At 71.7% G+C, this 26572-nt stretch carries 17 protein-coding genes, 1 pseudogene and 1 riboswitch; of the genes and pseudogenes, 11 read left to right on the top strand and 7 right to left on the bottom strand.

Annotated elements, in window-relative coordinates:
* Window positions 1–4: 4 nt before the first annotated feature.
* The 4 genes from GLX30_RS14770 to GLX30_RS14755 all read left to right on the top strand — a co-directional run bounded on the left by GLX30_RS14770 (window position 5) and on the right by GLX30_RS14755 (window position 8733).
* Window positions 5–3274: a protein kinase gene (locus GLX30_RS14770; RefSeq protein WP_159688443.1), complete on the top strand. Its 3270-nt coding sequence runs from the start codon at window positions 5–7 to the stop codon at window positions 3272–3274.
* A gap of 113 nt (window positions 3275–3387) precedes the next feature.
* Entirely contained in the window at window positions 3388–4977 is a 1590-nt protein-coding gene (locus tag GLX30_RS14765; protein ID WP_159688439.1) for a serine/threonine-protein kinase, read from the top strand.
* 175 nt (window positions 4978–5152) lie between these two features.
* Window positions 5153–6769, top strand: coding sequence for a succinic semialdehyde dehydrogenase (locus GLX30_RS14760; protein ID WP_159688435.1), 1617 nt, complete (start codon window positions 5153–5155; stop codon window positions 6767–6769).
* A 44-nt stretch (window positions 6770–6813) separates the two neighbouring features.
* Complete coding sequence (locus GLX30_RS14755) at window positions 6814–8733, top strand: GMC family oxidoreductase (protein WP_159688431.1); 1920 nt, start codon at window positions 6814–6816, stop codon at window positions 8731–8733.
* A gap of 92 nt (window positions 8734–8825) precedes the next feature.
* On the opposite strand, the gene GLX30_RS14750 is transcribed toward GLX30_RS14755, so the two are convergent.
* Together GLX30_RS14750 and GLX30_RS14745 are read right to left on the bottom strand one after the other, a co-directional pair.
* Complete coding sequence (locus GLX30_RS14750) at window positions 8826–9866, bottom strand: LAETG motif-containing sortase-dependent surface protein (RefSeq protein ID WP_167306827.1); 1041 nt, start codon at window positions 9864–9866, stop codon at window positions 8826–8828.
* 799 nt (window positions 9867–10665) lie between these two features.
* A complete protein-coding gene (locus GLX30_RS14745; protein ID WP_208545425.1) occupies window positions 10666–10953 on the bottom strand; it encodes a chorismate mutase in 288 nt (95 codons plus the stop codon).
* 311 nt (window positions 10954–11264) lie between these two features.
* Here GLX30_RS14745 and guaA point away from each other — a divergent pair.
* The 3 genes and pseudogenes from guaA to GLX30_RS14730 all read left to right on the top strand — a co-directional run bounded on the left by guaA (window position 11265) and on the right by GLX30_RS14730 (window position 14983).
* Window positions 11265–12859, top strand: a pseudogene (gene guaA / locus GLX30_RS14740) (glutamine-hydrolyzing GMP synthase).
* Window positions 12860–13066: 207 nt separating this feature from the next.
* Window positions 13067–14332, top strand: a complete 1266-nt coding sequence (locus tag GLX30_RS14735) for a hypothetical protein (protein WP_159695046.1) — start codon at window positions 13067–13069, stop codon at window positions 14330–14332.
* Window positions 14333–14464: 132 nt separating this feature from the next.
* Window positions 14465–14983 (top strand): DoxX family membrane protein, encoded by a 519-nt coding sequence (locus GLX30_RS14730; protein ID WP_159688421.1) that lies wholly within the window; start codon window positions 14465–14467, stop codon window positions 14981–14983.
* 216 nt (window positions 14984–15199) lie between these two features.
* On the opposite strand, the gene GLX30_RS14725 is transcribed toward GLX30_RS14730, so the two are convergent.
* A complete protein-coding gene (locus GLX30_RS14725) occupies window positions 15200–16477 on the bottom strand; it encodes a PspC domain-containing protein (RefSeq protein WP_159688416.1) in 1278 nt (425 codons plus the stop codon).
* A 218-nt stretch (window positions 16478–16695) separates the two neighbouring features.
* On the opposite strand from GLX30_RS14725, the gene GLX30_RS14720 reads away from it, so the two are divergent.
* Window positions 16696–17985, top strand: a complete 1290-nt coding sequence (locus tag GLX30_RS14720) for an ATP-binding protein (RefSeq protein ID WP_159688413.1) — start codon at window positions 16696–16698, stop codon at window positions 17983–17985.
* Window positions 17982–18671, top strand: coding sequence for a response regulator transcription factor (locus GLX30_RS14715; protein WP_159688410.1), 690 nt, complete (start codon window positions 17982–17984; stop codon window positions 18669–18671). Before GLX30_RS14720 ends, GLX30_RS14715 begins: the two co-directional genes overlap by 4 nt.
* A 16-nt stretch (window positions 18672–18687) precedes the next feature.
* Here the strand turns inward: GLX30_RS14715 and GLX30_RS14710 are convergent, their stop codons facing one another.
* Together GLX30_RS14710 and GLX30_RS14705 are read right to left on the bottom strand one after the other, a co-directional pair.
* Window positions 18688–18849 carry a hypothetical protein gene (locus GLX30_RS14710; protein ID WP_208545424.1) on the bottom strand — a complete coding sequence of 54 codons (162 nt, stop codon included), beginning with the start codon at window positions 18847–18849 and terminating at the stop codon, window positions 18688–18690.
* Between the two features lie 24 nt (window positions 18850–18873).
* Window positions 18874–19923 carry a C40 family peptidase gene (locus tag GLX30_RS14705; RefSeq protein WP_244258157.1) on the bottom strand — a complete coding sequence of 350 codons (1050 nt, stop codon included), beginning with the start codon at window positions 19921–19923 and terminating at the stop codon, window positions 18874–18876.
* A 342-nt stretch (window positions 19924–20265) separates the two neighbouring features.
* Between GLX30_RS14705 and GLX30_RS14700 the strand changes: the two genes are divergently transcribed.
* Window positions 20266–20619, top strand: coding sequence for a hypothetical protein (locus GLX30_RS14700; RefSeq protein ID WP_159688404.1), 354 nt, complete (start codon window positions 20266–20268; stop codon window positions 20617–20619).
* Between the two features lie 86 nt (window positions 20620–20705).
* Here GLX30_RS14700 and GLX30_RS14695 read toward each other — a convergent pair whose 3' ends face one another.
* Complete coding sequence (locus tag GLX30_RS14695) at window positions 20706–21872, bottom strand: C40 family peptidase (RefSeq protein WP_159688401.1); 1167 nt, start codon at window positions 21870–21872, stop codon at window positions 20706–20708.
* A gap of 1 nt (window position 21873) precedes the next feature.
* Window positions 21874–22036: riboswitch (cyclic di-AMP (ydaO/yuaA leader) on the bottom strand.
* 240 nt (window positions 22037–22276) lie between these two features.
* On the opposite strand from GLX30_RS14695, the gene pcrA reads away from it, so the two are divergent.
* Window positions 22277–24712 (top strand): DNA helicase PcrA, encoded by a 2436-nt coding sequence (gene pcrA, locus GLX30_RS14690; protein WP_159688398.1) that lies wholly within the window; start codon window positions 22277–22279, stop codon window positions 24710–24712.
* A 150-nt stretch (window positions 24713–24862) separates the two neighbouring features.
* Here pcrA and GLX30_RS14685 read toward each other — a convergent pair whose 3' ends face one another.
* Window positions 24863–26419, bottom strand: a complete 1557-nt coding sequence (locus GLX30_RS14685; protein WP_167306826.1) for a M23 family metallopeptidase — start codon at window positions 26417–26419, stop codon at window positions 24863–24865.
* Window positions 26420–26572: the final 153 nt, after the last annotated feature.

Genomic DNA, 26572 nt, shown 5'->3' with positions numbered 1-26572 from the left:
CGTCGTGGACGACTATGCGGGAAGGGTGCTCGCCGACCGCTACCGCCTGCCGTTGCCGCCGTCCGACGAGTACGAATTCGCGGAGACCCGCGCGTTCGACACCTACAGCGGCCATGAGGTCCTGGTGCGGCAGGTGCCGTTGCCGGAGATCGTCGACGCCGAGGTGCTCGACGCGGACGGCCTCGCCGGCGCGGCGGTGCCGCGGCGGACCCACGGCGGCAGGGGCGGCGGCACGACGCGCCGCCCCACGGACCCGGCGGTGCGGCGGGCGGTCGAGGCGGCACAGGCGGCCGCGCAGATCCCCGACCACCCGCGACTGGACCAGGTCTTCGACGTCTTCGCCGAGGACGGCTCGCTGTGGATAGTGAGCGAACGGGTCGCGGCCCGCCCGCTGGCGGCGCTTCTCGCGGAGAAGCCGCTCACCCCGTACCGGGCCGCGGAGATCGCCTCCGACGTCCTGACCGCCCTGCGCGTCCTGCACGCCCACGGCTGGACGCACCGGAACATCACCGTGCGCACGGTGCTCGTCTGCGAGGACGGACGCGTGGTCCTCACCGGACTGGCGTCCGGCGCCGCGGAGGAGGCGCTGTGCGGCTACGCGCCGGTACCGGAGCCTGACCCGGACACCGACGACGGGGTGGAGCCGGACGACTTGCCGGGGCCCGGGCATGGGCCGGGAGTCGGCACCGTCGACGCATCCGCCCGGGGACACGAGGTCGAGGCCGCGCCCGGCCGCCCCGTCCTGCCGCAACAGAGCGGCCCGTCCACCGGTGTGCCGGACGTGCGCGCCGCCCGTGCCGGGGCGATCGCGGCCTACCGCGCCGGCGCCCGAGCCGGGGCGCGGTCGGGGGAGAGCCGGCGCCAGGACGAGGACACCGACGCCCGTGACCGCCTGGAGCAGGACGGCCTCGACCCCGACTGGTGGGCCCGCCGCCCCGACGAGGGACGCCGTGGTCTGCTCGGGCTCGGCGCCGTCCGGGACGAGGACGACGACGCGGACTTCGAGGACCTGGGGCTCGGCCTGCTCGGCGTGCCGCCGCGCGACGCGGAGGGCCACGGCCGTGAGGAGCGGCACGAGGACCACTACGACGCGGGCCGGTACGAAGACCCCTACGACCAAGACCGGAACGAGGACCGCTACGACGCGGATCGTCATGAGGACCGCTACGACCAAGGCCGGAACGAGGACCGCTACGGCGCGGATCGTCATGAGGACCGCTACGACGCGGATCGTGAAGAGGACCGCTACGGCGCAGGCCGGTACGGAGGCCGGTACGGCGCGGACCGTGACGAGGGCCCGTACCGAAACGGCGAGGGCCCGTACCGCGACGGCGGGGACCGGGGCCGGTTCGGCAGTGGCCGGCACGAGGAGCGTCACGGCGAAGGTCCGTACGACCGGGAACGGGACGGCGAAGGGCCGTCGCAGGAGGGCCCCGGCCGGGTCCGGCTGACCGGCACCTGGCACGAGGCGCCGTTCGCCGGCCGGGAGGGCACCGGTTGGCTGCCCGCCGGAGGCGGCGGCCCTCGGGGCATCGCCGGGCGCCCCGCGCTGCCGGGACCGCGCCCCCACGACCCGTACCGCGACGACCCTTACGGCGTGCGCAGGGCGGGCGCGGAGCCCGGCCGTGGCGTTCAGCCCGCCCGTCCCGCGCTGCCCGTCGCACGGACGGACAGCGGCCAGGGCGGTGGCGGTCGGCCGACGGGCGGACAGCGCCCCGCCCTTCCCGCGGCACGTACGGACAATTCGGCCGGCGGCAGTTGGCACCGCGGCGGTGACGCGCTGCGTGCCGACGCACAACGCCACCCCGCGCCCACGGACGGAGCGGCGGCCCCCGGCCACTGGGACGAGGTCGTCGCCGGTGGCGGCTCCGCGCCGTACCGCGGTCCCGCGACACCGTTGGCCGCGGAGCGGGCACGCCAGGCACGGATCACCGTGGTCGGTGCCGTGACGGAGCGGTGGGCGCCCGAGCAAGCGGGCCCGGTCCACGAGAACTGGCAACTGGCCGCGCCCGTGGGCCCGGCGACCGACCTGTGGGCGCTGGGGGCGCTGCTGTACCGGGCCGTCCAAGGGCATGCCCCCTACCCGGAGGAGAGCGCCGCCGAGCTCGTCCAGCTCGTGTGCGCCGAGCCGCCGGCCTTCGCGGAGGAGTGCGGGGCGCTGCGGCCGGTCGTCGAGTCGCTGCTGCGTCAGGACCCCACGGAGCGGCCCGACTTCGAGGAGCTGCGCGGCTGGCTGCGTTCCCTCGTCCGTTCGGCGCCGGAGCCCGAGGCCGGGACGGACGTCGTACCGCTGCCGGCCGGCGCGGTCGACGGATCGCGGCTGCCGATCGTCCGCCGCCGGGGTGAGCTCGTCCGCAGGCGTCGGGGAGGCGGCCCGGACGCGCACGGCCGCCACCGCCACAAGAAGACCAGGAACAGGGACCGAGCAGGAGGCAGGGCCGGAGGAGGGGAAGGGCGCAGGGAGCGGCCCGTCGCCCAGGTACCAGCACCCCGGCGCGCCTACGAGGAGCCGTACGAGAGCTCCTACGACACGTCGTACCGGCGGTCCTACCAGGCGACGGGTCGTAAGCCGCGGGCGCTCGGCCGCACGCTCCTGCTGGTGATCCTGCTCGCCCTGGTGGCCGCTGTCACCTACGCGGTGCTGTTCATGCCGAAGGCGGACGACGGGCAGCGGTCGCCGCAGGGCAGGGAGACGGGCGTACAGCCGTCGCAGCAGAATCCGAGCCCCGGCCGTACGGGCGCGGGCACCGACCCGGTGCCGGCGCCCAGCGGCACGCCCGGGTCACAGCAGCCGCAGACCTCCGCCCCGGCCGGCGAACTTCCCGTGGGCTATGTGCTCCGGGACGACCCGGAGGGCTTCCGCATCGCCGTCGACCGGACATGGCAGCGCCGGCCGATCAATGATGCCGGGCAAGTCCGCTACACCGGCGGCGATTTCACGCTCATCGTCGTGCCGGGCCGGGACACCGTCCAGGCCAACGGCGACGACCCGCTGGTCTATCAGCGTGACAAGGAGCCGGAGCTTCAGCCCTTCCGTGACTCCTCATGGGCGAGCGCCACCGGGCTGCGCCGTATCGACGTCGGCCGACAGGCCATGGCCGAAGGCCAGTTCACCTGGCAGGACAGCAACGGCCGCGAGGTGTACGTGCGTAACCTCGCGCTCGCCGTCGACGGCACCTATCACGTCCTCCAAGTGATCGGTCCGGAAGCGCAGCGTGACAAAGTGACCGAGATCTTCGAGCAGGCCACGGCGAGTTACCGATCCGCCCGCTGAGTGCGCGGGCGCGCACGGAACGCGCATCACAGTGCGGTCACTTGAGGCGTCCGATGTTCCGTGCCCGTACATCCCCTCCGTAACCTGTCATTCCAAGGAACGGGGCGGGGTACGTGGAACACACTCACAGCACAGGCACCGGTCTGCTGCTCGCCGGGCGTTACCGGCTGGGCGAGACCATCGGCCGTGGCGGTATGGGCAAGGTATGGCGCGCCCATGACGAGGTGCTCCACCGGGTGGTGGCGGTCAAGGAGTTGACCGCGGGGCTGTACGTGTCGGAGGCCGACCGGGCCGTCCTGCACGCCCGCACCCAGAAGGAGGCCCGCGCGGCAGCGCGCATCAGCCATCCGGGCGTCGTCACCGTGCACGACGTGCTCGAGCACGACGCTCGGCCCTGGATCGTCATGCAGTACGTCGACGGCCCCTCCCTCGCGGACGCGGTCAAGGAGCCGGGGCGGATCGACGAGACGGAGGCGGCCCGGATCGGGCTGCACATCCTGCGGGCGCTGGGCGCCGCGCACGCCGCCGGGGTGCTCCACCGGGACATCAAGCCGGCCAACGTCCTGCTGGCCAAGGACGGCCGGGCACTGATCACCGACTTCGGGATCGCGGCCATCGAGGGCGACTCGACGATCACGAGGACGGGCGAGATCGTCGGTTCGATCGACTACCTCGCACCGGAACGCGTACGCGGCCACGACCCCGGCCCGGCCTCCGACCTGTGGTCGCTGGGCGCGACGCTGTACACGGCGGTGGAGGGACGGTCGCCGTTCCGGCGGTCCTCGCCGCTGTCGACCATGCAGGCCGTGGTCGACGAGGAACCGCCTGCCCCGGTACGGGCGGGAAGGCTCACGCCGGTGATCCTCGCGCTGCTGCGCAAGGAGCCGTCGCATCGGCCCTCGGCGGCCGAGGCGGAGCGGATGCTGACGGACGCCATGGAGGGCCGCGGCCCGGTGGAGACGGGCCGTACGCGGGTGCCGACGCAGCGGCTGCCGCAGCCCGGCGCCGCGGTGGACCGGTCCCGCACCGTCCCGGCGCCCGCACCCTCACCGGCCCCCGCCCGTCGCGGCGGGCGCGTACGCACGGGAGTGATCGCCGTCGTACTCGCGGCCGTGCTGGGCGGCGCCGCGGGCCTCGCGATTGAGTACGCGAACGAGGGCGGGGGCGGCCGTACGGGAGAGGCCGCGGCCGCCGGAGGGGCAGGGACGGGCGGTGCCGAGAGCGCCGCACCGGGAGACGCCTCCGGGATCCCCGAGGGCTGGCGACGCGTCAAGGACGTGGAAGGCTTCAGCCTCTGGGTGCCCGACGGGTGGCGGCGTCAGGCGGACGGTAACCAGATCGACTACACCCCGGACAACGGCCGCCATCGCATCCGCATCAGCATCGACCCGGCGCCCGACCACGAGAACCCGTACATGCACATGCTCGACATGCAGAAGAGCCTGAAGAAGCGCCTGCCCGAGTACCGCCGGGTGCAGCTCCACCCGAACACCTTCCGTGACCGGACGCAGTCCGCGATCTGGGAGTTCACCTGGACGGAGAGCAAGGAGCATCCCGGACCCCGGCGGGCGATCGACCAGATGTACTACGAGGACGACGGCACGGAATACGCCCTCTACATGTCCGGCCCCGCGCACGACTGGGTGACGACCCGCGAGCAGTTCGACACCATGCTGCGGGGATGGCGGCCCCCGGCGCCGTGACCGGGCCCGGGGCTCCCCGAGGCGGCCGGGAAAGTTGCCGGACGTGCCTTGGGTAGGTGCATAGGGCCTGATCAGGGGTTATGTGCCAGTGATCGCTGGCGTGGTCGTGTGTGCATGGTGAAAAGGCGTTACCGACGGGTACCCAAAGCGCTGATCTGCGCCTACTCTCGCCCCCATGACGGACTCGCAGGCCACCACGGCCGCCCTCGGCACCAACCCGACAGCCGCCGCTCCGGCCGGCGCGCGCACCGCCGCCGACGTGGTGACCCCCGACCTGGTCGCCCGGCTGACCACGTCGGTGGCCGGCTCCGGCCGCACGGCCAACCACGCGCCGTTCACGGGCGAGAGGTTGGCCGAACTCCCCGAGTCCACCCCCGAGGACGTGGCCACGGCCTTCGCGCGGGCACGCGCCGCCCAGCCCGCGTGGGCCGCCACCCCGGTCCGTGCCCGCGCGGCCGTCCTGCTGCGCTTCCACGACCTGGTCCTTCAGCGCCAGGCGGAGGGCCTGGACCTGATCCAGCTGGAGACCGGCAAGGCCCGCCTGCACGCCCACGAAGAGGTGCAGGCCGTCGCCGTCGCCGCCCGCCACTACGGACGCAAGGCGCCCTCGTACCTCAAGGCCAAGAGGCACACCGGCGTCGTCCCCGTCCTCACGAAGACGACCGAACTGCGACATCCGCGCGGGGTGGTGGGGCAGATCGCGCCGTGGAACTACCCGCTGGAGCTGTCCGTCGGTGACGCGCTGCCCGCGTTCGTCACCGGTAACGCCGTCGTGATGAAGCCCGACACCGAGACGGCTCTGACCGCCCTGTGGGCGCGCGACCTGCTCATCGAGGCGGGGCTGCCGGCCGAGGTCTTCCAGGTCGTCATCGGCGACGGCCCCGTCGTCGGCCCGGAGGTCGTCAAGCACGCCGACTACGTGTCGTTCACCGGCTCCACCCGCACCGGTCGCGAGGTGGCACAGGGCGCCGCCGCCCGCCTCGTCGGCGTCTCCCTCGAACTCGGCGGCAAGAACGCCATGCTGGTCCTGCACGACGCCGACGTGGAGAAGGCCGCGGCCGGAGCGGTACGCGCCTGCTTCTCCTCCGCCGGCCAGCTGTGCATATCCATCGAGCGGCTGTACGTGCACGAGTCCGTCGCCGACGACTTTCTCGAGCGGTTCGCCGCCCGTACCAAGGCCATGCGGCTCGGCAACTCCCTCGCCTACGGGGCGGACATGGGCTCACTCGTCGGCGAGCGCCAGCTCGAGACCGTCACCCGCCATGTCGAGGAGGCCGTCGCCAAGGGCGCCAGGCTCGTCGCCGGCGGTGTCGCCCGCCCCGACATCGGCCCGCTCTTCTACGAGCCCACCATCCTCGACGGCGTCGAGGCCCCGATGGCCGTGTGCACGGAGGAGACCTTCGGCCCGGTGGTCTCCGTCTACCGCTTCACCGACGAGGACGACGTCATCGCCCAGGCCAACGCCACCCCGTACGGCCTCAACTCGAGCGTCTGGACCAAGAACGCCCGGCGTGGACACGCCGTCGCCGCCAGGCTGCGCACCGGCACCGTCAACATCAACGAGGGCTACGCGCCGGCGTACGGCAGTGTCCAGTCCCCGATGGGCGGCATGAAGGACTCCGGACTCAGCCGTCGCCACGGCTCCGAGGGCATCCTCAAGTACACGGAGGCGCAGACCGTGTCCCAGCAGCGTCTGCTGCCGCTCGCACCGTCGTTCGGCATGGACGACGAGAAGTACGCGGCCTTCATGAGCGCCAGCCTCAAGGCGATGAAGGCTTTCCGTCTGCGCTGACCCGCCACCCGCACCCGCACGCCCGCCCCTTCACGAGGAGAGCCATGTCCGAGGTATCCCCTGCCCGAAACCGGGCCGCGGACGACGACACGCAGTACGACTACGACGTGATCGTCGTCGGCTCCGGCTTCGGCGGCTCCGTGTCCGCCCTCCGACTGACGGAGAAGGGCTACCGGGTCGGCGTCCTGGAAGCGGGCCGCCGCTTCACCCGCGAGTCCCTGCCCAAGAACTCCTGGGACCTGCGCAACTACCTCTGGGCGCCGGCCCTCGGCCTCTTCGGTATCCAGCGCATCCACCTGCTCGGCAACGTGATGGTACTGGCGGGAGCGGGCGTGGGCGGTGGCTCCCTCAACTACGCGAACACGCTCTACGTGCCGCCCGCGCCGTTCTTCAACGACCCGCAGTGGAAGGACATCACGGACTGGCAGGAGGAGCTGAAGCCCTACTACGACCAGGCCCGGCGCATGCTCGGCGTGCGGCTCAACCCGACGATGACCCCTTCCGACGTCCACCTGAAGGCGACCGCCGAGGCGATGGGCGTCGGCGACACCTTCCACATGGCCCCGGTCGGAGTCTTCTTCGGGGACGGCGACGACGCCGACGGCACCGTGCGGGCCAGGCCCGGCCAGGAGGTTGCCGACCCCTACTTCGGCGGCGCCGGACCCTCCCGCAGGGCGTGCAGCGAGTGCGGCGAGTGCATGACGGGCTGCCGGCACGGAGCGAAGAACACGCTCAACGAGAACTACCTGTACCTCGCGGAGAAGGCGGGTGCCACCGTGCACCCGATGACGTCCGTGGTCGCCGTCACGGAGGACTCGCGGGGCGGTTTCGCGATCAAGACCCAGCCCAGCGACAACAGGCGCAAGGGGAAGGGCCGTACGTTCACGGCCCGCCGTGTCGTCATCGCCGCCGGGACGTACGGCACACAGACCCTGCTGCACCGGATGAAGGACGGCGGACTGCTGCCGCGCCTGTCCGCACGGCTCGGCGAGCTGACCCGTACCAACTCGGAGGCGCTCGTCGGCGCCCAGACCGACAACCGGCGCTACCGCAAGCGGCACGGCGCGGAGCGGGTCGACTTCACCCGTGGTGTCGCCATCACGTCCTCGATCCACCCGGACGAGAACACGCACATCGAGCCCGTGCGCTACGGCAGGGGCTCGAACGCGATGGGCGGCATGACCGTCCTCCAGGTGCCGTACCGGGTGAAGGGCCGCGTCGTCGGCTGGCTCGGCAACATGGCCAGGCACCCGTGGCTCGCGGTCCGCGCCCTGTCCAACCGGCGCTGGTCGGAGCGGACCATCATCGGCCTGGTCATGCAGTCGCTCGACAACTCGCTGACGACGTACCGCAAGCCGAAGGGGATCGGCAAGGGACTGCTCACCGCCCGCCAGGGCCATGGCGCACCCAACCCCGACCAGATTCCTGAGGCGACCCGTGCGGCGTCCCTGCTCGCGGAGGAGATCAACGGCTTCGCGGGCTCCAACATCGGTGAAGTGATGGGCACCCCGCTCACCGCGCACTTCCTCGGCGGCTGCCCGATCGGCGCCACGGCGGCGGACGGCGTCATCGACCCGTACCACCGGCTGTACGGCCACCCGGGCATCTCCGTCGTGGACGGCTCCGCGGTGTCGGCGAACCTCGGTGTCAACCCGTCGCTGACCATCACGGCCCAGGCGGAGCGGGCGATGTCGTTCTGGCCGAACAAGGGCGAGGAGGATCCCCGCCCGGCCCAGTCCCGCGCGTACGAGCGCCTGACCCCGGTCCCGCCCAAGGCCCCTGCCGTACCGGCGGACGCGTTCGGTGCGCTGAAGCTGCCGTTCCTCGGCATGCCGGCCCTCCCGCCGAGGACGGCCAAGTCGGTGGCCGACAAGGCGGCGAGCACCGAGAAGGCGGCCGAGGTCATGGCCGAGAAGGCGGCGAGCGCGGAGAAGGCGGCTCTGCCCAAGCCTCAGGATGCCTGACCGCCCTTCGGGCGCTCCGCACGCACGAAGGCCGCTGCACCCCCCTCCGAGTGCAGCGGCCTTGGTGGCTCTGTGCGCCTGAGCTTCAGGCGTTACGCGGTGGCGTCACCACGGCGGCGCTTCATCGCGAAGACGACACCGGCGCCGGCGAGGATCGCGACACCGCCGACCGCGCCGATGACCGGCAGGGTCGAGTCGGAACCGGTCTCGGCGAGGTTGCCGGTGACCGGGAGCTCCTTCACGTCACCCTGGGGCTTGGTGTCGGGGCCCTTGTCCTGGCCCTCGCCGTCACCCGGCTCGGCCTCGCCCGGGTTCGGGTTCGGGGAGCCCGGCTTCAGGACGGTGAAGTCGGCGTACACGCCGGCGTTCTCCGCGATGCACTCCTGGCCGTCGACGTCGCCCAGGTAGCCGCCGGAGCCGAAGGAGTAGCTTTCGGCGGCCGGAGCGGTCTTGGCCACGTTGAGGCGGAGGTCGATCTTCACGAAGTCCTTGGACTTCATGGTCTCGACGCCCCAGAAGTAGTCACCGGCCCACTCCGAGTCGCCGATCCGCTCCCACTGGTCGGTGCCCGGGAGACGGAACTGCAGCTCGACGTGCTTGCTGAGCCACTTGTCCTCTTCGAGCTGGTCGTTCTCGACCTCGGCGTAGAAGGCGACCTCCTTGAGGTCGGCCTTGGAGTTGTTCGTGACCGTGAGGTTGAACTCCTCCCACCCGCTGCCGGCCACGATCTGGCCGGGCAGGCCGCTGATCTTGAGGTCGAGCGCCTTCTCCTCCCAGTTCTCGTCCAGCTCCTCGCAGTAAGGAGGCTCCTCGGGGTCCTCAGGATCCTGGGTGGGAGCGGAGGTGGAGGGCGAAGGCGCGGGGGAGGTGGTCTCCGACTCGCTGGGAGCCGGGGACGTGGTGGACTCGGACGGCGCGGGCGACGTCGTCTCCGACTCGCTGGGTGCCGGCGACGTGGTCTCCGACTCCGAGGGCGCCGGGGAGGTGGTCTCCGACTCGCTGGGAGCCGGGGAAGTGGTCTCCGTGGCCGAAGGGCTCGCGTCCGTCGCGAACGCGGCCGGCGCCGCCAGGAACGTGGCAGGGGCGATGACAGCGGTCGCGGCGGCGACGGCCATGGCACGGCGAAGCTTCATTGAGTCCTCAGTGAAGTCCGGGTACCGCCGGACGCGGTACAAGGCTGGTTGTGACCCCCGGCACCACGGTGGGTGCGAACAACTGAGGTCCTTGTTACGCATGCATGACCTGTGACCAGGGTGATTGGTTGCACGTCGACTCACAGGATCTTTATGTGACCTGCGCCACATACGCGGCCATGGCTGGAAGGAGACGGACCTGCGCGGCCCGCCAACCGGTGCAGCGGACGGTACTCGCCGGCCTGGCCGCCGTGGCGCTCGCCGCCGACGGAGTCACGGGAGCGCGCACGCAGGACATCGCGAAAGGGCCCCGTGGACGTCGTGTCCGCGGGGCCCTTCCGGTCGGCACCGGCGACAGGGAAGCACCGGTGCCGGGCCGCGGGGTCGGGGGTCGTCCCGCGTCCATGGGGGAGAGGCGCGAGGGGACGCGCCGGGTGGGTCCGGCCTTCGGTCATGTGGTCGCGCGGCGAGCGGACGTGCTCGTGTCGCGTCGTACGGGACGGGGGGAACGGGCGTGTGCGACCGTCGGAACCGGATGCGGCCGGCGCCGGGCGTCCCCGGAGCCGACCGCTTTGGGTGACCGGGCTGCTGTCCCCTGCCGACCGGTCACGCGCGCTGGTGCGAGGTCCCACGACGAACCTGCAGTACGTCAACACGCACCAGCGGAGCCACGCGTGGTTTTTTCGAGGCCGCCCCTGGCTGGCACGGACAACGGGACCAACGAGGACCGGCAGGGCGCGTCACGCGCCGTACGGGTGAGGATGCGCCCGAACGCAGATACGCAGGAGTACCCGGCCGCTCAGATCCGGCCCCGGCACAGCTCCAGCATCGTCATCGCGATCGACGTGCCCGGCTTGCCCAGCGCGTCCCTGTAGTGCCCCAGCACCTCCATCTCGCGCGCCAGGTTCACCCGGCGGCCGCCGGAGGCGATCCGGGCGTCCTGGATGACGGCGGAGACGGCCATCCGTTCCTGGATCAGGCCGATGATCCGGTCGTCGAGCGCGTCGATGCGCTCCCGCGCACCGGTGATCACCGTGGCGGCCGTCTCGGTGCGGGCGCCGGTCTTCTCGGTCTCGGTGACGGACATCTCATGGGCTCCTCGGGTATCGGTGGGGCCCCGGATCGGCACGGCCCGGACATGCACAAGCGCCCCGGGCCTTGTCGGCCCGGGGCGCCTGGGAAGTCGCTGTCTGAAGCTAGGCAGCACGACCATGGCAGCCGGACGGGCCGGTGCCATAGGTAAAGACGAAGGTCAGCTGCTTCTGCATGCGGCCAGTATGGACCCGGCCGGGCCGCACCGGCCAAACCGGGTTCGGATGGTGAGACGAAATGGGATCTCCGGCGCGCCGGTAGAATCGACATAGCAGACCCTCTCTCCCCGCCGGAAGGCCGCCACCAGTGCCAGCAGCACCCTCCGCCGCCGCCGACCACTCCAACCCGGACGTAGTCCTCGTTGTCGACTTCGGTGCCCAGTACGCCCAGCTCATCGCCCGCCGCGTCCGTGAGGCCCGGGTCTACAGCGAGATCGTCCCGTCCACCATGCCGGTGGCAGAGATGCTGGCCAGGAACCCGAGGGCGATCATCCTCTCCGGCGGCCCCTCCTCGGTCTACGCGGAGGGCGCCCCGCGCCTGGACCGCGCGATCTTCGAGGCCGGGGTCCCCGTCTTCGGCATGTGCTACGGCTTCCAGCTGATGGCGACGACGCTCGGCGGAACCGTCGACAACACCGGCGCGCGGGAGTACGGCCGCACGCCCCTGCATGTCTCCAAGAGCGGCTCGACGCTCTTCGAGGGCACGCCGGACGAGCAGTCGGTGTGGATGTCGCACGGTGACGCCTGCTCCGCCGCTCCCGAGGGCTTCACGGTCACCGCGTCCACCGACGTGGTGCCGGTCGCCGCCTTCGAGAACGACGAGAAGAAGCTGTACGGCGTGCAGCACCACCCCGAGGTGATGCACTCCACCTACGGCCAGCAGGTCCTCGAGCACTTCCTCTACCGGGGTGCCGGCATCGAGCCGAACTGGACCACGGGCAACGTCATCGACGAGCAGGTCGAGGCCATCCGCGCGCAGGTCGGCACCAAGCGCGCGATCTGCGGTCTGTCCGGCGGTGTGGACTCCGCCGTCGCCGCGGCGCTCGTGCAGAAGGCGATCGGCTCGCAGCTCACCTGCGTGTACGTCGACCACGGTCTGATGCGCAAGGGCGAGACGGAGCAGGTCGAGAAGGACTTCGTCGCCGCCACCGGTGTCCAGCTGAAGGTCGTCGACGCGGCGGACCGTTTCCTCAAGGCTCTGGCCGGGGTCTCCGACCCGAGGAGAAGCGCAAGATCATCGGACGCGAGTTCATCCGGGTCTTCGAGCAGGCCCAGGCCGAGATCGTGGCCGAGGCCGCGGGCGGCGAGGACGTCGCGTTCCTCGTCCAGGGCACGCTCTACCCGGACGTCGTCGAGTCCGGCGGCGGCACCGGCACCGCCAACATCAAGTCGCACCACAATGTGGGCGGTCTGCCCGAGGACCTCGAGTTCGAGCTCGTCGAGCCGCTGCGCAAGCTGTTCAAGGACGAGGTCCGCATGGTCGGCCAGGAGCTCGGCCTGCCGGACGAGATCGTCCAGCGCCAGCCCTTCCCGGGACCGGGTCTGGGCATCCGCATCGTCGGCGAGGTCACGCGTGAGCGGCTCGACCTGCTCCGCGAGGCCGACGCGATCGCCCGCGAGGAGCTCACGGCGGCCGGTCTCGACCGCGACATCTGGCAGTGCCCCGTGGTGCTGCTCGCCGACGTCCGCAGCGTCGGCGTCCAGGGTGACGGCCGCACCTACGGCCACCCGATCGTGCTGCGCCCGGTCTCGTCCGAGGACGCCATGACGGCGGACTGGACGCGGATGCCGTACGAGGTGCTGGCGAAGATCTCGACGCGGATCACCAACGAGGTCGCGGACGTGAACCGCGTGGTCCTGGACGTGACGAGCAAGCCGCCGGGCACCATCGAGTGGGAGTGACCTTCCCCTGAACTCCACGCCGACGCCGTCGCTCGTTCGTCCGAGCGGCGGCGTCGTCGTTGCGGCCGCGATCCGAGAGCCGGCGTCGACCGAGGAGTGGCGTCAACACGGTGATGCCCTGATTCACCCGGCCTGGCCTCGGCCATCGGGTGGCGGCAGCTTGCGTGCGGCACAATTCCCATGCATCACAAGGCTTTGTTCTTCCTGATGCGTGAGAGGTGGCGTTCGGTCGTGGCGGTGCAGGAAGCGGGACGGTGCGACGAGTGCGTGCACGGCGCGCGCGAGAGCCACCGGCGTGCGGTGGCCGAATTCGTCGGCCTGCGCGAAGGGTTCGCAGCCGGCCAGGGACTGCCCGCGGGCGTGGCCCACTCGCCCGGCGCCTCGCGGCAGTGGGTGTCGGACGAGCTGACCCAGGCCGCACGTACGGTCTCCGACCGCGGCCGGGAGGCCGACGGCTCCCGGCTGCGCCGGCTCAGGCTGCGCTCGCTGGTCGCCGTGTGGGCCTGCTTCGGTGTCCTCGCCACCGTCCAGCTGGTGACCGCCATGGGCGCGGGCTGGACCGGCGCCCGTACGGCGGGCCTGCTGGCCGCGCTGGCCGTCGCCGGTGCTCTCACCGCCGGAGCCCACGCCCACCGGGCGCGCGGCGGGCTCCTCGCACCGCTGGCCGGGGAGGACAACCGGCTGTCCACCTCACGTTCCGTCGCCACCGCCTGGGTGCTGGCCGTCTGCTACGCGGTGCTGGTCCTCGCGCTGCAGCAGGCATGGTCCTCCGCACCTGCCGACCACGACCGCCTCGCCGGCGGCCTCGCCCTCGGCCGGGGCGCCGGCCCGCTGACCGTCCTCGCCTTGGTCTGCGCGGTCGCCGTGCTGGTGCGCCGTGTCGTCGCCGTCCGCGTCCAGGGCCAGCGGCTGCAGAAGGTGCCGGCCGACCGGCCCCACCCCCGTGACCTCGTCTGCGACGACGACGGCCGTGCCGCCTTCGCCGATGTGCAGTACGTGCTGGTGAGCGCCGCCACCCTGACGTACACGCTGGTGCAGCTCGGGCGCGGCCCCGGGCAGCTGCCGGAGCTGCCGTGGGGCGTCGTCCTGCTCATGGCCGTCTCCGCGGCGACGTACCTGGCGGCCAAGTACGCGGAGGGCAGCAGGCCCGTGGTGATGTCGGTGGTGCGGGCGCGGGAGGCCGGTGACCTGGACGGACCCATCCGTACCGGCGACGACATCGAGCTCCGCGGCTCCGGCTTCGTCCCGCCGGGCGCCGGCGCGCCGGACCGGCTGGCCCGCATGGTCGTCCGCATCGGGGCCGTGCATGTGCACGTCCCGCTGATCCCCGTGCCCGGCGGGTTCGCCAACCCGACGGACACGGTGCTCACGGTGCCGGTGCCCGCGGAGGTCGAGCCCGGGCAGGTCGATGTGCAGGTGGTGACGGCCGCCGGCGTGGAGAGCAACCGCTGTCTGATCGAAGTGACCTACTGACGTCTCCCCGCGCTCCTTCACCCGCGTGTCACGGGACCCGTGTGTCACAAGATCTGTGTCTAGTCTGGTGAGCGGCGTGACCGCGCCGTACGTATGGTCCGGCGACGGGTCGACTGAAGGCGGGGACCAGCGATGACACACACTCATCGGGCGACGGCGGACCATGGGGCGCTCGACGACGGGCCGCGCGGATTCAGGGAGCGGGCCGGCCGGTACGCCCTGCTGCCGTTGCGTGTCTTCCTCGGCGTGACGTTCATCTACGCGGGCATCGACAAACTCACCGACAGCGCGTTCATGTCGGCGACCGGCGCCGGCTCGATCGGCGAGATGATGAACGCCGTCCGCGACTCGTCCGCCGTGCCGGCGCTCGTCGATCTGGCGCTGAAGAACCCGGAGGGCTTCGGCTACGCCATCGCCCTCGGTGAACTCGCCGTCGGTATCGGCACCCTGATCGGGCTGTTTGCCCGCCTCGCCGCCCTCGGCGGGGCGCTGATCTCGCTGAGCCTGTGGCTGACGGTCAGCTGGCAGACGGACCCGTACTACTACGGCAACGACCTCGCCTACCTGATGGCCTGGCTTCCGCTGGTGCTTGCGGGCGCCTCCCTGTTCTCCCTCGACGCGCTGATCGCCGCCCGGCGCCGCACCCCGTAGTGCACGGCGGCCACCACGCCCGCCACGAAGAAGCCGCCGAGGACCACGGGGAACGCCACCCACCAGGGCGTGTGCCAGGCGCCGCCCGCGTCGCCGCCGTAGAGCAGCGCCGCCGTCAGTACGCACAGCCCCGCCACGAACCTCGCGGGGCGGAAGCCGTGCCGGAACTCGCGATGGGACCCGCCCGCCCCGTGGCGCACGGCCCCATGACCGGACTCATGACGCTGCACGGGTCACCTCCACCTGTCCGATGCCCACTTCCAGGTTCAGTTCCAGGGTGCCCGCCGGCTCCGCCCCGGCGGGCGGCGGCAACGTGCGCCGGCGGTCCTGGCTCGGGCCGACGTCGATGTCGTTCGGGGTGTCCCCGGGGAACCGGACGTCGCCGACGCCCACCTCGGCGTCCAGCTTCACCGTCGCGTCCTTCGGCAGCACGACCTTGAGCTGCCCCGCCCCGATCTCGGCCCGTGTCGACACCAACTCGCCGGCGGGGACGGAGAGCGTGGAAAGGTCGAGGGTGCCGACCCCGGTGCCCAGTTCGTAGAGCGGCTCGACGGCGGTGACCGACGCCGGTCGCCAGTGCTGCTCGCCCCAACTCGTTCCGATGTCCTTCGGCAGCGCCGAGGCACCGGCGAGCAGCCCGGCCGTCACCAGCGTCAACAGGATCGTGCCGAAGCCCGTACGGCCCAGCAGGGCGCTGACCAGCAGGCCGAGCCCGAACACCGACAGTGCTGCCACCAGCCCGATCTGCAGCGCGGTGCCCAGGGGTTGCCCCTCCCAGCTCAGTCCCGTCCCCAGCCCGCCGGCGACGAGTGCCAGGAGGAACACCGCGCCGCCGATTCCCCGCGGGCCCCGGTTCTGCGGCGGCACCCGCCACCGTCCGCCCTCGCCGTGCGGCGCCGAGGCCTCCCCCACCGCCGAGTCGGGGCCCCACAGATAGCCGGTCGGCACCGGGCCGGTCGTGCCGTCCTTGACGATCGGGTCGCGCCACCACGAAGGACTCTCCGGCACCGGCGGGGCCTTGGTCTCCGGCGGCGCCTCCGCGACCGTGTGCGCCGTCGCGGTGTCCATCGGCACGCCTTCGATCGTGGCGAGCCGGCGGCGCTGGGACCACACGGCCGCTCCGGTGACCGCCAGCGACAGCAGGGCGGCGAAGGAGAGCGCGCTGTCGTTGCCCAGCATGGAGAGGAAGATCCCGCAGCCGATCAGGGCGAGGAGCACGGCGGTCAGCGACGCGCCGTCGACCCGGCCCGACAGCAGCCGGCGGAACTCGTTCTCCTCTTCGTCCTCCGACGGGACCAGCAGCCAGGCGAAGCCGTAGAAGATCAGCCCGATCCCGCCGGTCACCGAGAGCACGCCGACCGCGATCCGGAAGATCACCGGGTCCACGTCGCAGTAGCGGCCCAGTCCGCCGCACACACCTGCCACCACCTTGTGGTGCGGGGAGCGGCGCAGCTGGGGTGCCTCAGGGGGCGGGACGGTCGGCTGCTCTGTCATGGGTCCATGGTGACGGGCCGGGGGGTGGGGCGGGAGCCGCGGCGACCCTGGCCGTTCCCTGATTTCCGTCCCTGAGCCTCGTCGGGCCGGCGTCGGAGCGTCCTCGGAGCCTTCCACAGGTCCTCGGGACCGAAGAACGCCCGGGGAACCGGCGGATCAGGGACGGTTGGGGGACGACCCTGATACCGAGTCCCGTTCCGCCGTGTGACGATCGGTGCATGCCAGTCGCCACGCCCGGAACCACCGGCCCTTCGCGCGCCCCGCTGCCGGAGGAGCCGGCTCTGCGCAAGCTGTACCGCAGTGCCGACGGGCGGATGCTCGGCGGTGTGGCCCGCGGTCTGGCCGGGCATCTGGGACTGCCGGTCATCTGGGTGCGACTGGTCTTCCTCGGACTGTTCCTCGCCGACGGCCTGGGCGCTGTGCTCTATGCGGTGTTCTGGATCGTCGTCCCCCTCGGGGTCGGCGGAAGGGCGGCGGAACCGCGCTCGGTGTTCGAGACCACGCCGGACGGGCGCCGCCGGCTGCGCAAGCCGGACAAGGGCCAGCTGTTCGCGATGGTCGCCCTGCTCTTCGGTGCCGCGGTCTTCGTCGGCAACGTCGACATGCGCGGCAGCAACCGCTACGTCTGGCCGACGCTGCTCATCGGCGCGGGTGTGGTCCTGGTCTGGCGGCAGGCGGACAACGCCCGCCGTGCCCGCTGGACCGACGTGGGCCGTCGGCGGCGACTGCTCCAGCTGGCCAGGGCGCTGGCCGGCGTCGCCCTCGTCGGCATGGGACTGACCGTCTTCATGGTGGTCCGCGGCTCCGCCGCCCAGTTGGGCAATGTGCTGACCGCCGCGGTCGCCGTCATCGCCGGTGTCGCCCTGCTCGCGGGTCCGTGGCTGGTGCGGATGACGCAGGACCTCTCCGAGGAGCGGACCATGCGCATCCGGGCCCAGGAGCGGGCGGAGGTGGCCGCCCACGTCCACGACTCCGTCCTGCACACCCTGACCCTGATCCAGCGGAACGCCGATGACGCCGGCGAGGTGCGCCGGCTCGCCCGCGCGCAGGAGCGCGAGCTGCGAAACTGGCTCTACAAGCCGGAGGGCACCGGCAAGGACGAGGACGAGGAGCCCGACACCCTCGCGGAGGCGGTCAAGAAGGCGGCCGCCGAGGTCGAGGACAAGCATGGGGTCCCGCTCGAGGTCGTCGTCGTCGGGGACTGCCCGCTCGACGACAAACTGGGCGCACAGATGCAGGCCGCCCGCGAAGCGATGGTCAACGCCGCCAAGTACGGTGGCGCGGGAGGCGCGGTGCAGGTGTACGCGGAGGTCGAGGGCCGTACGGTCTTCGTGTCCGTACGCGACCGGGGGCCGGGATTCGACCTGGACGCCGTACCGGAGGACCGGATGGGGGTCAGGGAGTCGATCATCGGGCGTATGCAGCGCAACGGCGGGACGGCACGACTGCGCTCCGTGCCCGGAGGGGGCACGGAAGTGGAGCTCGAGATGGAGAGGGCGGACGGATGACCGAGACGGCCGGAGAGACCACAGAGCGTCGGGTGCGGGTCGTACTCGTCGACGACCACCGGATGTTCCGCACGGGGGTGCAGGCCGAGATCGGACAGACCGAGCGCACGGGCGTCGAGGTCGTCGGGGAGGCCGCCGACGTCGACCAGGCGGTCACCGTGATCACGGCGACCCGCCCCGAGGTCGTCCTCCTCGACGTGCACCTGCCCGGCGGCGGCGGGGTCGAGGTGCTGCGCCGCTGCGCCTCGCTGATGGCGGCGGCGGAGAACCCGGTGCGGTTCCTGGCGCTGTCGGTGTCCGACGCGGCGGAGGACGTGATCGGCGTCATCCGCGGCGGCGCCCGCGGCTACGTCACCAAGACGATCACCGGCACCGACCTGGTCGACTCCGTCTTCCGGGTGCAGGACGGCGACGCGGTGTTCTCGCCGCGGCTGGCCGGCTTCGTGCTGGACGCCTTCGCCTCGACGGACGCGCCGCCGGTCGACGAGGACCTGGACCGGCTGACGCAGCGGGAGCGGGAGGTGCTGCGGCTCATCGCGCGCGGATACGCGTACAAGGAGATCGCCAAGCAGCTCTTCATCTCGGTGAAGACGGTCGAGTCGCACGTGTCCGCGGTGCTGCGCAAGCTCCAGCTCTCCAACCGGCACGAACTCACCCGGTGGGCGACGGCACGCCGCCTGGTGTGACGCACCGGCCGCCGCGTCAGGTCAGCGACATGTCGGTCTTGTTGCCTGCCCGGACGTGGCCAACGGCGGCGTGGACCCGTTCGACGTCCGCGTCGCCGGGCTCCGGCCGTACGGTCCGGCGGCCGGCGTCGAGCCCCGGGACGGTGACACCGGCCCGGGGAACGGGCAACCGGTTCACGTGCCGGGCCCAGTGCCCGCCGGCTCACGCGGGGCGGGTCGCTCCCGCGAACGGCATCTGGTCGATCGGCGCGACCCGCACGGGGGCACCGGGGCGCGGGGCGTGGATCATCTGCCCACCGCCGATGTAGAGGCCGACGTGCGAGACGCCGGAGTAGAAGAAGACCAGGTCGCCCGGCGCCAGCCGGGAACGGGGCACTCGCGCGCCGGCGTTGATCTGGGTGTACGTGGTGCGTGGCAGCGAGACCCCGGCGGAACGCCAGGCGGCCTGGGTCAGCCCGGAGCAGTCGTAGGACCCGGGGCCCGTCGCTCCCCACACGTAGGGCTTGCCGATCGCTCCGTACGCGTAGGCGACGGCTTGCGCCGCGCGGCTGTTCGGGGCCTTCAGGGTGCCGCGCGGAGTGTCGGCGCGGTCCGCCCGCGCAGGTCCTTCCGGCCCGGTGCCGCCGTTGTACCGGGCCCGCTGTTCGGCGGTCAGCCGGGCCAGCAGGCGTTCCGCGGCGGCGAGTTTGCTCCGCACGGCGGTCTTGTGACCGGCCAGTTCCCTGCGGCGCGCCTCGAGTTCGGCGATCCGGTCACCGGCCTGGGCCTTGAGCTGTGCGAGCTCCCTCAACTGCCGCCGCACGTCGGAGACCGCGGCGGCCTGCAGCGCTCCGGCCCGTTCCGCGAGGGCGGCCCCCCGGAGGTACTCCTCCGGGTCGGAGGTCAGGGCGAGCCGCAGGCCGGGGTCCATGCCGCCGTCACGGTACTGGGCGGTGGCGAGGGAACCGAGGGCGTTGCGGGAGGTGTTGAGGCTGTCGGTCCGGCGCGCCGCCTCGTCGCGCAGCGAGTTCAGCGATCTGCGGGCGCTCTCCGCCCGTTCCTCGGCTCCGTTGTGCTTCTCGGTGGCGACCTCCGCCTCCTGGTACAGCGTGTCGACCCTTGCCTGGATCTGCGCCGGGGTGAGGCCCGGTTCCGCGTGTCCCGTGCCGTCGAACGCCGTCGTGGCCGCCGCGCCTGCCAGGGCGAGCGTGAGTGCGGTACGGGCGGCCGGTCCGTCGGGCCGGCGTCCACGGGGCTTTCGGTGTGCTGCCACGAGGGCTTCCACGTCCTTCCGTCGTCCCTGCCGCCGCACCTGCGTCCGGCGGCGGGCCGCACGGGGGGAGCGGTCCGCCGCGGGACTTCCGGCGGTGGTGGCCGAGTGCCGTCCGGCTGTACGACGGCTCGCGGGGAGTCGGCCACCTGGGCAGGACGTTAGGACCGCGTCGAAGGGGGCGGGACACAACGACCGTAAATCTCCGGAAATGGGCGTCCGGCAACCGTTGATGAACGGCCGGCCGTCGTCGCGGACGCGCATCGCGTCGGTCCCTGGACCGATGCCGCGGAGAGGGCCACCTGCCCGGCGGACGGTGGTATGGGCCGGGCTAGGCTCCGGCCCATGGACGTACTCATCAATGTCTTCGTCGCACTGCACATCATCGGCATCGCCTCGCTGCTGGGCGGGTTCCTGACCCAGATGAAGGCGATGGGCGAGGGCACCGCCCGCTTCAACCCCGCGATGCTGCACGGTGCGCTGACCATGCTGGTCACGGGTGTGGCCCTGGTGGGTCTGAACCAGGCGGACGACCAGACGGTCGACAACCTCAAGATCGGCATCAAGCTGGCGGTACTGGTCGTGATCCTCGGCCTCGTGTACGTCAAGCGGGACGAGGAGAAGGTCGACAAGGCGGTCTTCGGCGCGGTGGGCGGTCTGACCGTGGCCAACATCTTCATCGCCACGCTCTGGACCTGACCCGAGCGCGGACATGACGGTGCCCGGGCGGCTCGGCCGCCCGGGCACCGGTGCGCCGGGGTACCGCCCGTCGCTCCCGCAGGGCTTCAGGCGGGGCGGACGCTGCCGTAGATCGGCATGTAGAAGATGGACTCCTCGCGGACGTTCGTGCCCGGCTTGGGCGCGTGGATCATCTTGCCGTCGCCGATGTAGATGCCGACGTGGCTGATGTCGTCGTAGAAGAAGACCAGGTCTCCGGGGAGCAGGTCGGCCGTCTCGACACGGGTGCCGACCTTCACCTGGTCCCAGGTGGTGCGCGGCAGGTCCACCCCCGCCGCCTTCCATGCGGCCGCGGTGAGGCCGGAGCAGTCGTAGGAGCTCGGGCCCGTCGCGCCCCAGACGTACGGCTTGCCGATCTGGGCACGGGCGAACGCGAGAACCTTGTCCGCCTTGGCCGCGTACGTGCCGTCGTCGGTGCCGGTGCCGGTGCCGGTGCCCGGGTCGGTGGTTCCCGTGTCCGGGGTGGTCTCGCGCTCCTGCTGCTGCCGCTCGGCCTCCGCCCGGGCCGCTGCCTCCGCCTTGGCCTTGGCCTCGGCCTTGCGGCGCGCCTCCTCTTCCTTCTCCCGCTCGATCGCGGCGAGGCGTGCCTTCTCCTCCGCCGTCAGCTCCGAGAGCAGGGCGCGTGCCTCGGCGAGCTTGGTCTGCACCGTCTGCTTGCTGGTGCGCAGGGCCTCCTGGGAGTCCGTGAGGGACTCGAGGCGCTTGGTCGCCTCCGCGCGCTGCTTCGCGGCCGCGGCCCGCTCGGTCTCGTACTCGCCGACGGCCTTGCGCTGCTGGTCCGTCATCCGGTCCATCAGCTGGGTCTGGTCGAAGTACGCCTGGGGGCTGTCCGCGAACATCAGCGCGGCGGTGGGCGTGACGGAACCGGTGCGGTACTGCGCGGCCGCGTAGTTGCCGAGGGCGCGGCGGGACTCGTTCAGCTTCTCCGTGCGCCGGGCCGCCTCGTCGAGCAGCTGGTCGACCTCCTGGCGCTTCTCCGCCGTGGCTTCCTTCGCCTTGTTGAACTCCTGCGTCGCGCTGCCCGCCTGCCGGTAGAGGTCGTCGACCTTCTTCTGGACCTCTTCGATGCTGGGCTTCGGGTCGGACGGCGCGGCGGTGGCGCTCTGTGTGGAGAGCAGCGTCACACCGGCGAGGGCGGCCGTGGTGAATCCGACGGCGGTGGACGGTTTTGCGGTACGGCTGCGGGGCTTGCGATGCGACGCCAAGGCCGGCATCTCCTTCTTCCGTGGACCGCCTACCGGGTTAGCTGTCGGGTTCGGGCGAACGGAAGACGCCCTACGGACCGAGCGGGGCACGGTCCGATTCACCCCGGTGGTGCTTGGTGGGTCCCCGGTTCCGAACTCCCTCGGGAGAAGCCCGGATTCGGCGCAGGCCGCCCGTTCGGCGTGGTTCGCCGGGAGGGGTGCGGGCCGCCTGGTCGAGCACGCTAGCCAACTCGTGCGTCTGCTGTGAAGGTTGATGTTCGATATGTCCGATACATTTTCGTGACCTTTTTCGGCGGCCGCCGCCGGCCGGTCCGTCGGTCGCCCGGCGGATCCGCCCTGTCACCCATCGTGGCACCCGCCGGTGTCCCGGTGCGGCCACGGTTGTCGGTCCGGCCGCCTAGACTCGTTAAGCGATGAGCAGCCTCTTTGACGACAGCTTCCTGGCAGACCTCCGGCCCGACGCGGACGGGCCCCCGCCGCCGCCCGAGGACCCGGCTCCGGAGCAGCTTCCGGACGACCTGTTCCAGGGCGCGTTCGACGTGCCTCCGGCCCGCGACGGGTACTACCGCGACGGCGCCCCGCGCCCCGTCGTGGACCCCGCCGCCCTGCTCGACGGGCTGAACGAGCAGCAGCGCGCCGCCGTCGTGCACACAGGGTCACCGCTGCTCATCGTGGCCGGCGCAGGCTCCGGAAAGACCCGGGTGCTCACCCATCGCATCGCCCACCTGCTGGGCACGCGCCGGGTCCACCCCGGCCAGATACTGGCGATCACCTTCACCAACAAGGCCGCCGGCGAGATGAAGGAACGCGTCGAGCAGCTGGTGGGCCCGCGCGCAAACGCGATGTGGGTCATGACCTTCCACAGCGCGTGCGTCCGCATCCTGCGCCGCGAGTCCAAGAAGCTGGGCTTCACCTCGTCGTTCTCGATCTACGACGCGGCGGACTCGAAGCGCCTGATGTCGCTGGTCTGCCGCGATCTGGACCTCGACCCGAAGAAGTTCCCGCCGAAGTCCTTCAGCGCCAAGATCTCGAACCTGAAGAACGAGCTGATCGACGATGAGACCTTCGCCGACCAGGCCCAGGACGGTTTCGAGAAGACACTCGCAGAGGCCTACCGCATGTACCAGGCGCGGCTGCGTGAGGCCAACGCCCTGGACTTCGACGACATCATCATGACCACCGTCCACCTGCTCCAGGCGTTCCCGGACGTCGCCGAGCACTACCAGCGGCGGTTCCGGCACGTCCTCGTCGACGAGTACCAGGACACCAACCACGCTCAGTACACACTCGTGCGCGAACTGGTGGGCAAGGGGTACGAGGACCTGGAGCCCGCGGAGCTGTGCGTCGTCGGTGACGCCGACCAGTCGATCTACGCCTTCCGCGGCGCGACCATCCGAAACATCCTCCAGTTCGAGGAGGACTACCCGGACGCGACGACGATCCTGCTGGAGCAGAACTACCGCTCCACCCAGACGATCCTCTCCGCCGCCAACGCCGTCATCGAACGCAACGAGTCCCGCCGCCCCAAGAACCTGTGGACGAACGCCGGCGCCGGCGCCCGGATCACCGGCTATGTCGCGGACACGGAGCACGACGAGGCCCAGTTCGTCGCGGACGAGATCGACCGGCTCACGGACGCGGGCGAGGCGAAGGCCGGCGACGTCGCCGTCTTCTACCGCACGAACGCCCAGTCGCGTGTCTTCGAGGAGATCTTCATCCGCGTCGGCCTGCCCTACAAGGTCGTCGGCGGTGTGCGCTTCTACGAGCGCAAGGAGGTCCGCGATGTGCTGGCCTACCTGCGGGTCCTCGCCAACCCCGAGGACAACGTCCCGCTGCGCCGCATCCTGAACGTGCCCAAGCGCGGCATCGGCGATCGTGCGGAGGCGATGATCGACGCCCTCGCGCTGCGCGAGAAGATCACCTTCCCGCAGGCGCTGCGCCGCGTCGACGAGGCGTACGGCATGGCGGCCCGCTCGGCCAACGCGGTCAAGCGGTTCAACGTGCTGATGGAGGAGCTGCGCACGATCGTCGACTCGGGCGCGGGTCCGGCCGTCGTGCTCGAGGCCGTGCTGGAGCGGACCGGCTACCTCGCCGAACTCCAGGCGTCGACGGATCCCCAGGACGAGACGCGCATCGAGAACCTCCAGGAACTGGCCGCCGTGGCGCTGGAGTTCGAGCAGGCCCGCGGTGAGGAGGAGGGCACCGGCACACTCGCCGAGTTCCTCGAGCAGGTGGCGCTCGTCGCCGACTCGGACCAGATCCCCGACGAGGACGAAGAGGGCACCGGCGTCATCACGCTGATGACCCTGCACACCGCGAAGGGCCTCGAGTTCCCGGTCGTGTTCCTCACCGGCATGGAGGACGGCGTCTTCCCGCACATGCGGGCCCTCGGGCAGGCGAAGGAGCTCGAGGAGGAGCGGCGACTGGCCTACGTGGGCATCACCCGCGCCCGCGAGCGGCTCTATCTGACCCGGTCCTCGATGCGCAGCGCCTGGGGACAGCCGTCGTACAACCCGCCGTCACGGTTCCTCGAGGAGATCCCCGGTCAGCACCTGACCTGGAAGCGGACGGGGCCGATGGCAGCCCCCGCCGGACCGACGTCCGGCATCGCCTCGTCACTGTCCTCCTCGCGTTCGCGCGGCGGCGCCTCCGGCTTCGCCACGAGGCGGACGAGCGACAAGCCGGTGATCTCGCTGGCGGTGGGGGACCGGGTCACGCACGACCAGTTCGGCCTGGGAACCGTGGTCGAGGTGAAGGGCTCGGGATCCGAGGCGCAGGCGACGATCGACTTCGGGGACGAGAAGCCGAAGCGGTTGCTGCTCAGGTACGCCCCGGTCGAGAAGCTCTGACGACGGTGTTCGGCCCCTGCGGGGGCCGGCACGCCGGGACCCGGAGGTCGGGCGTGCGCGGAAGCCTGTTCCGAGATACGTGCGGGCAGGCGTACGCCGGTAGCCGCCCGTGCGGGCAGGCCTGACGAGGCCTTCGACAGCTGTAGGGGTCTACGCGGGGTCGAGGCCGTGGCTGCGCAGCCACGGCAGCGGGTCTATGGCCGCGCCGCCGCCGGGCCGGACCTCGAAGTGGAGGTGCGGTCCGGTGGAGTTGCCCGAATTGCCCGAATAGGCGATGACGTCACCGGCCTTGACGTAGCCGCTGCGGATCTTGGTGCTGCTCAGGTGGCAGTACCAGGTCTCCGTACCGTCGGCCGCGGTCACGATGGCCATGTTGCCGTAAGCGCTGTTCCACTGGGTGCGGACGGTGCCGTCCGTCGCGGCCATGACCTCGGTGCCGTACTGGACGGGGAAGTCGATACCGCTGTGCAGGGACATCCAGTTGACGCCGGACTGGCCGTAGTACGCGCTGAGTCCGTCCTGCTTCACCGGCAGCACGAACTTGGGGCGGAGGGCCTCGCGGCGGGCTGCCTCTTCCTCGCGCTTCTTCTTCTCCGCCGCCTGACGCGCCTTGAGGTCGATGCGTTCCTGGGTGCGGGAGGCCCGGTCCCCGAAGTCACGGGCGTCGGCGCTGAGCGCGGCGAGCTGCGTGTCCATGGCGTTGTTGGCGGCGACCGGCTGCACGGAGGCGGGGTCGGTGGCCGCCACGGTGCTCGTGTCGTCCTTGGTCCCGCTGTCGCCGCCGAGACCGCTGACGGACGCGGCGGCGATGCCGGCGACGCCCATGACGCAGGCGGAGGGAACGGCGACGGTGAGGAGCGCCGAGCGCTTGGCGGGGGTGCGGCGGCGGCCGCGGCTGCCGCCGGAGCGGCGGACCGGGCGGGGAGAGACGGGTGTGGCGGGCACCGGCGGCACGGCGGTCATGGTCCGGGTCAGCGCGTCGTGATCCGGAACGTCGTCGCTCTGCGGAGCGTCCGGGTCGGCGTCGGTCTCAGTGCCGTACTCCGCCTCGTATCCGGTTTCGGCGTCCGCCTCCACCGCCTCGGGCTCGGCGTCCTGAGAGGCCTCGAAGGTGTAGCCGTACGCCTCGCCTGCTTCGTACCCCGTGCCGGTCTCGTACGCTTCGCCGGTCTCGTACGCCGGGACCGACTCGTAGGCGTCGCCCGCCCCGTACTGGCCGTAGGTCTCGTACGTCTCGTACTCGGCCTGCGGGGTGAACTCCTGCTCCGGCACGAACTGTTGCGGGACGAGCCCCTCGGGCGTGGCGGTCGCGGAGTTCCAGGCCGTGGCGTCGTAGGCGCCGCTGTCGAAGGTGCCGGGCGCCCATTGGCCGGTCGTGTCGTAGGCGAAGGCCGCCGCGGCCGTCTCGTACTGGCCGGTGCCGCCCGCCTCGTTCCAGGCGCTCGCGTCCCACTGGCCGGTGGTGTCGTACTGCACGTACTGCTGCTGCTCGTACTGCGCGTCGTACGGGGGCTGTTGGGCCTGCTGGGCCGTCGCATAGGCGTCGTGCCCGGTGCTTCCGTCGCCGCCGGCGTTCCACTGGGACGCGTCGTACTGGCCGCTGTGGCCCGCTTCGTAACTGCCCGGCATGGCGCCGAAGAGCGGGTCGGAGTCGAAGCTGCCGGTGGCGTACCCGCCGTACCCGGCGTTGGTGTGCTGGTCGTTCACCAACTTCTCTCTCGCCTCGACAGCAGGACCTGTTTCCGGTGCCACCTGTTTGCACAGGGGGTCCCAGGGGGAAGCAGTGGCGCGACTGTACCCGGCGGTACGCGACGGCGACAATCTTCGGCGGCATCTACGCAATCAGGAAACGGGCATTCA

Origin of the sequence: Streptomyces sp. Tu 2975 (assembly GCF_009832925.1) — a bacterium.
Taxonomy (GTDB): Bacteria; Actinomycetota; Actinomycetes; order Streptomycetales; family Streptomycetaceae; genus Streptomyces.
This window is presented reverse-complemented; position numbering and strand designations above follow the sequence as displayed.

Excerpts from the sequence above, each read along its gene's own strand:
- GLX30_RS14745 (WP_208545425.1), bottom strand. The coding sequence starts at position 10,953 with ATGTCCGTCACCGAGACCGAGAAGACCGGCGCCCGCACCGAGACGGCC.
- GLX30_RS14720 (WP_159688413.1), top strand. The coding sequence starts at position 16,696 with ATGCCAGTCGCCACGCCCGGAACCACCGGCCCTTCGCGCGCCCCGCTG.
- GLX30_RS14695 (WP_159688401.1), bottom strand. The coding sequence starts at position 21,872 with ATGCCGGCCTTGGCGTCGCATCGCAAGCCCCGCAGCCGTACCGCAAAA.
- GLX30_RS14755 (WP_159688431.1), top strand. The coding sequence starts at position 6,814 with ATGTCCGAGGTATCCCCTGCCCGAAACCGGGCCGCGGACGACGACACG.
- GLX30_RS14730 (WP_159688421.1), top strand. The coding sequence starts at position 14,465 with ATGACACACACTCATCGGGCGACGGCGGACCATGGGGCGCTCGACGAC.
- GLX30_RS14735 (WP_159695046.1), top strand. The coding sequence starts at position 13,067 with ATGCGTGAGAGGTGGCGTTCGGTCGTGGCGGTGCAGGAAGCGGGACGG.
- pcrA (WP_159688398.1), top strand. The coding sequence starts at position 22,277 with ATGAGCAGCCTCTTTGACGACAGCTTCCTGGCAGACCTCCGGCCCGAC.
- GLX30_RS14700 (WP_159688404.1), top strand. The coding sequence starts at position 20,266 with ATGGACGTACTCATCAATGTCTTCGTCGCACTGCACATCATCGGCATC.
- GLX30_RS14760 (WP_159688435.1), top strand. The coding sequence starts at position 5,153 with ATGACGGACTCGCAGGCCACCACGGCCGCCCTCGGCACCAACCCGACA.
- GLX30_RS14715 (WP_159688410.1), top strand. The coding sequence starts at position 17,982 with ATGACCGAGACGGCCGGAGAGACCACAGAGCGTCGGGTGCGGGTCGTA.
- GLX30_RS14750 (WP_167306827.1), bottom strand. The coding sequence starts at position 9,866 with ATGAAGCTTCGCCGTGCCATGGCCGTCGCCGCCGCGACCGCTGTCATC.
- GLX30_RS14725 (WP_159688416.1), bottom strand. The coding sequence starts at position 16,477 with ATGACAGAGCAGCCGACCGTCCCGCCCCCTGAGGCACCCCAGCTGCGC.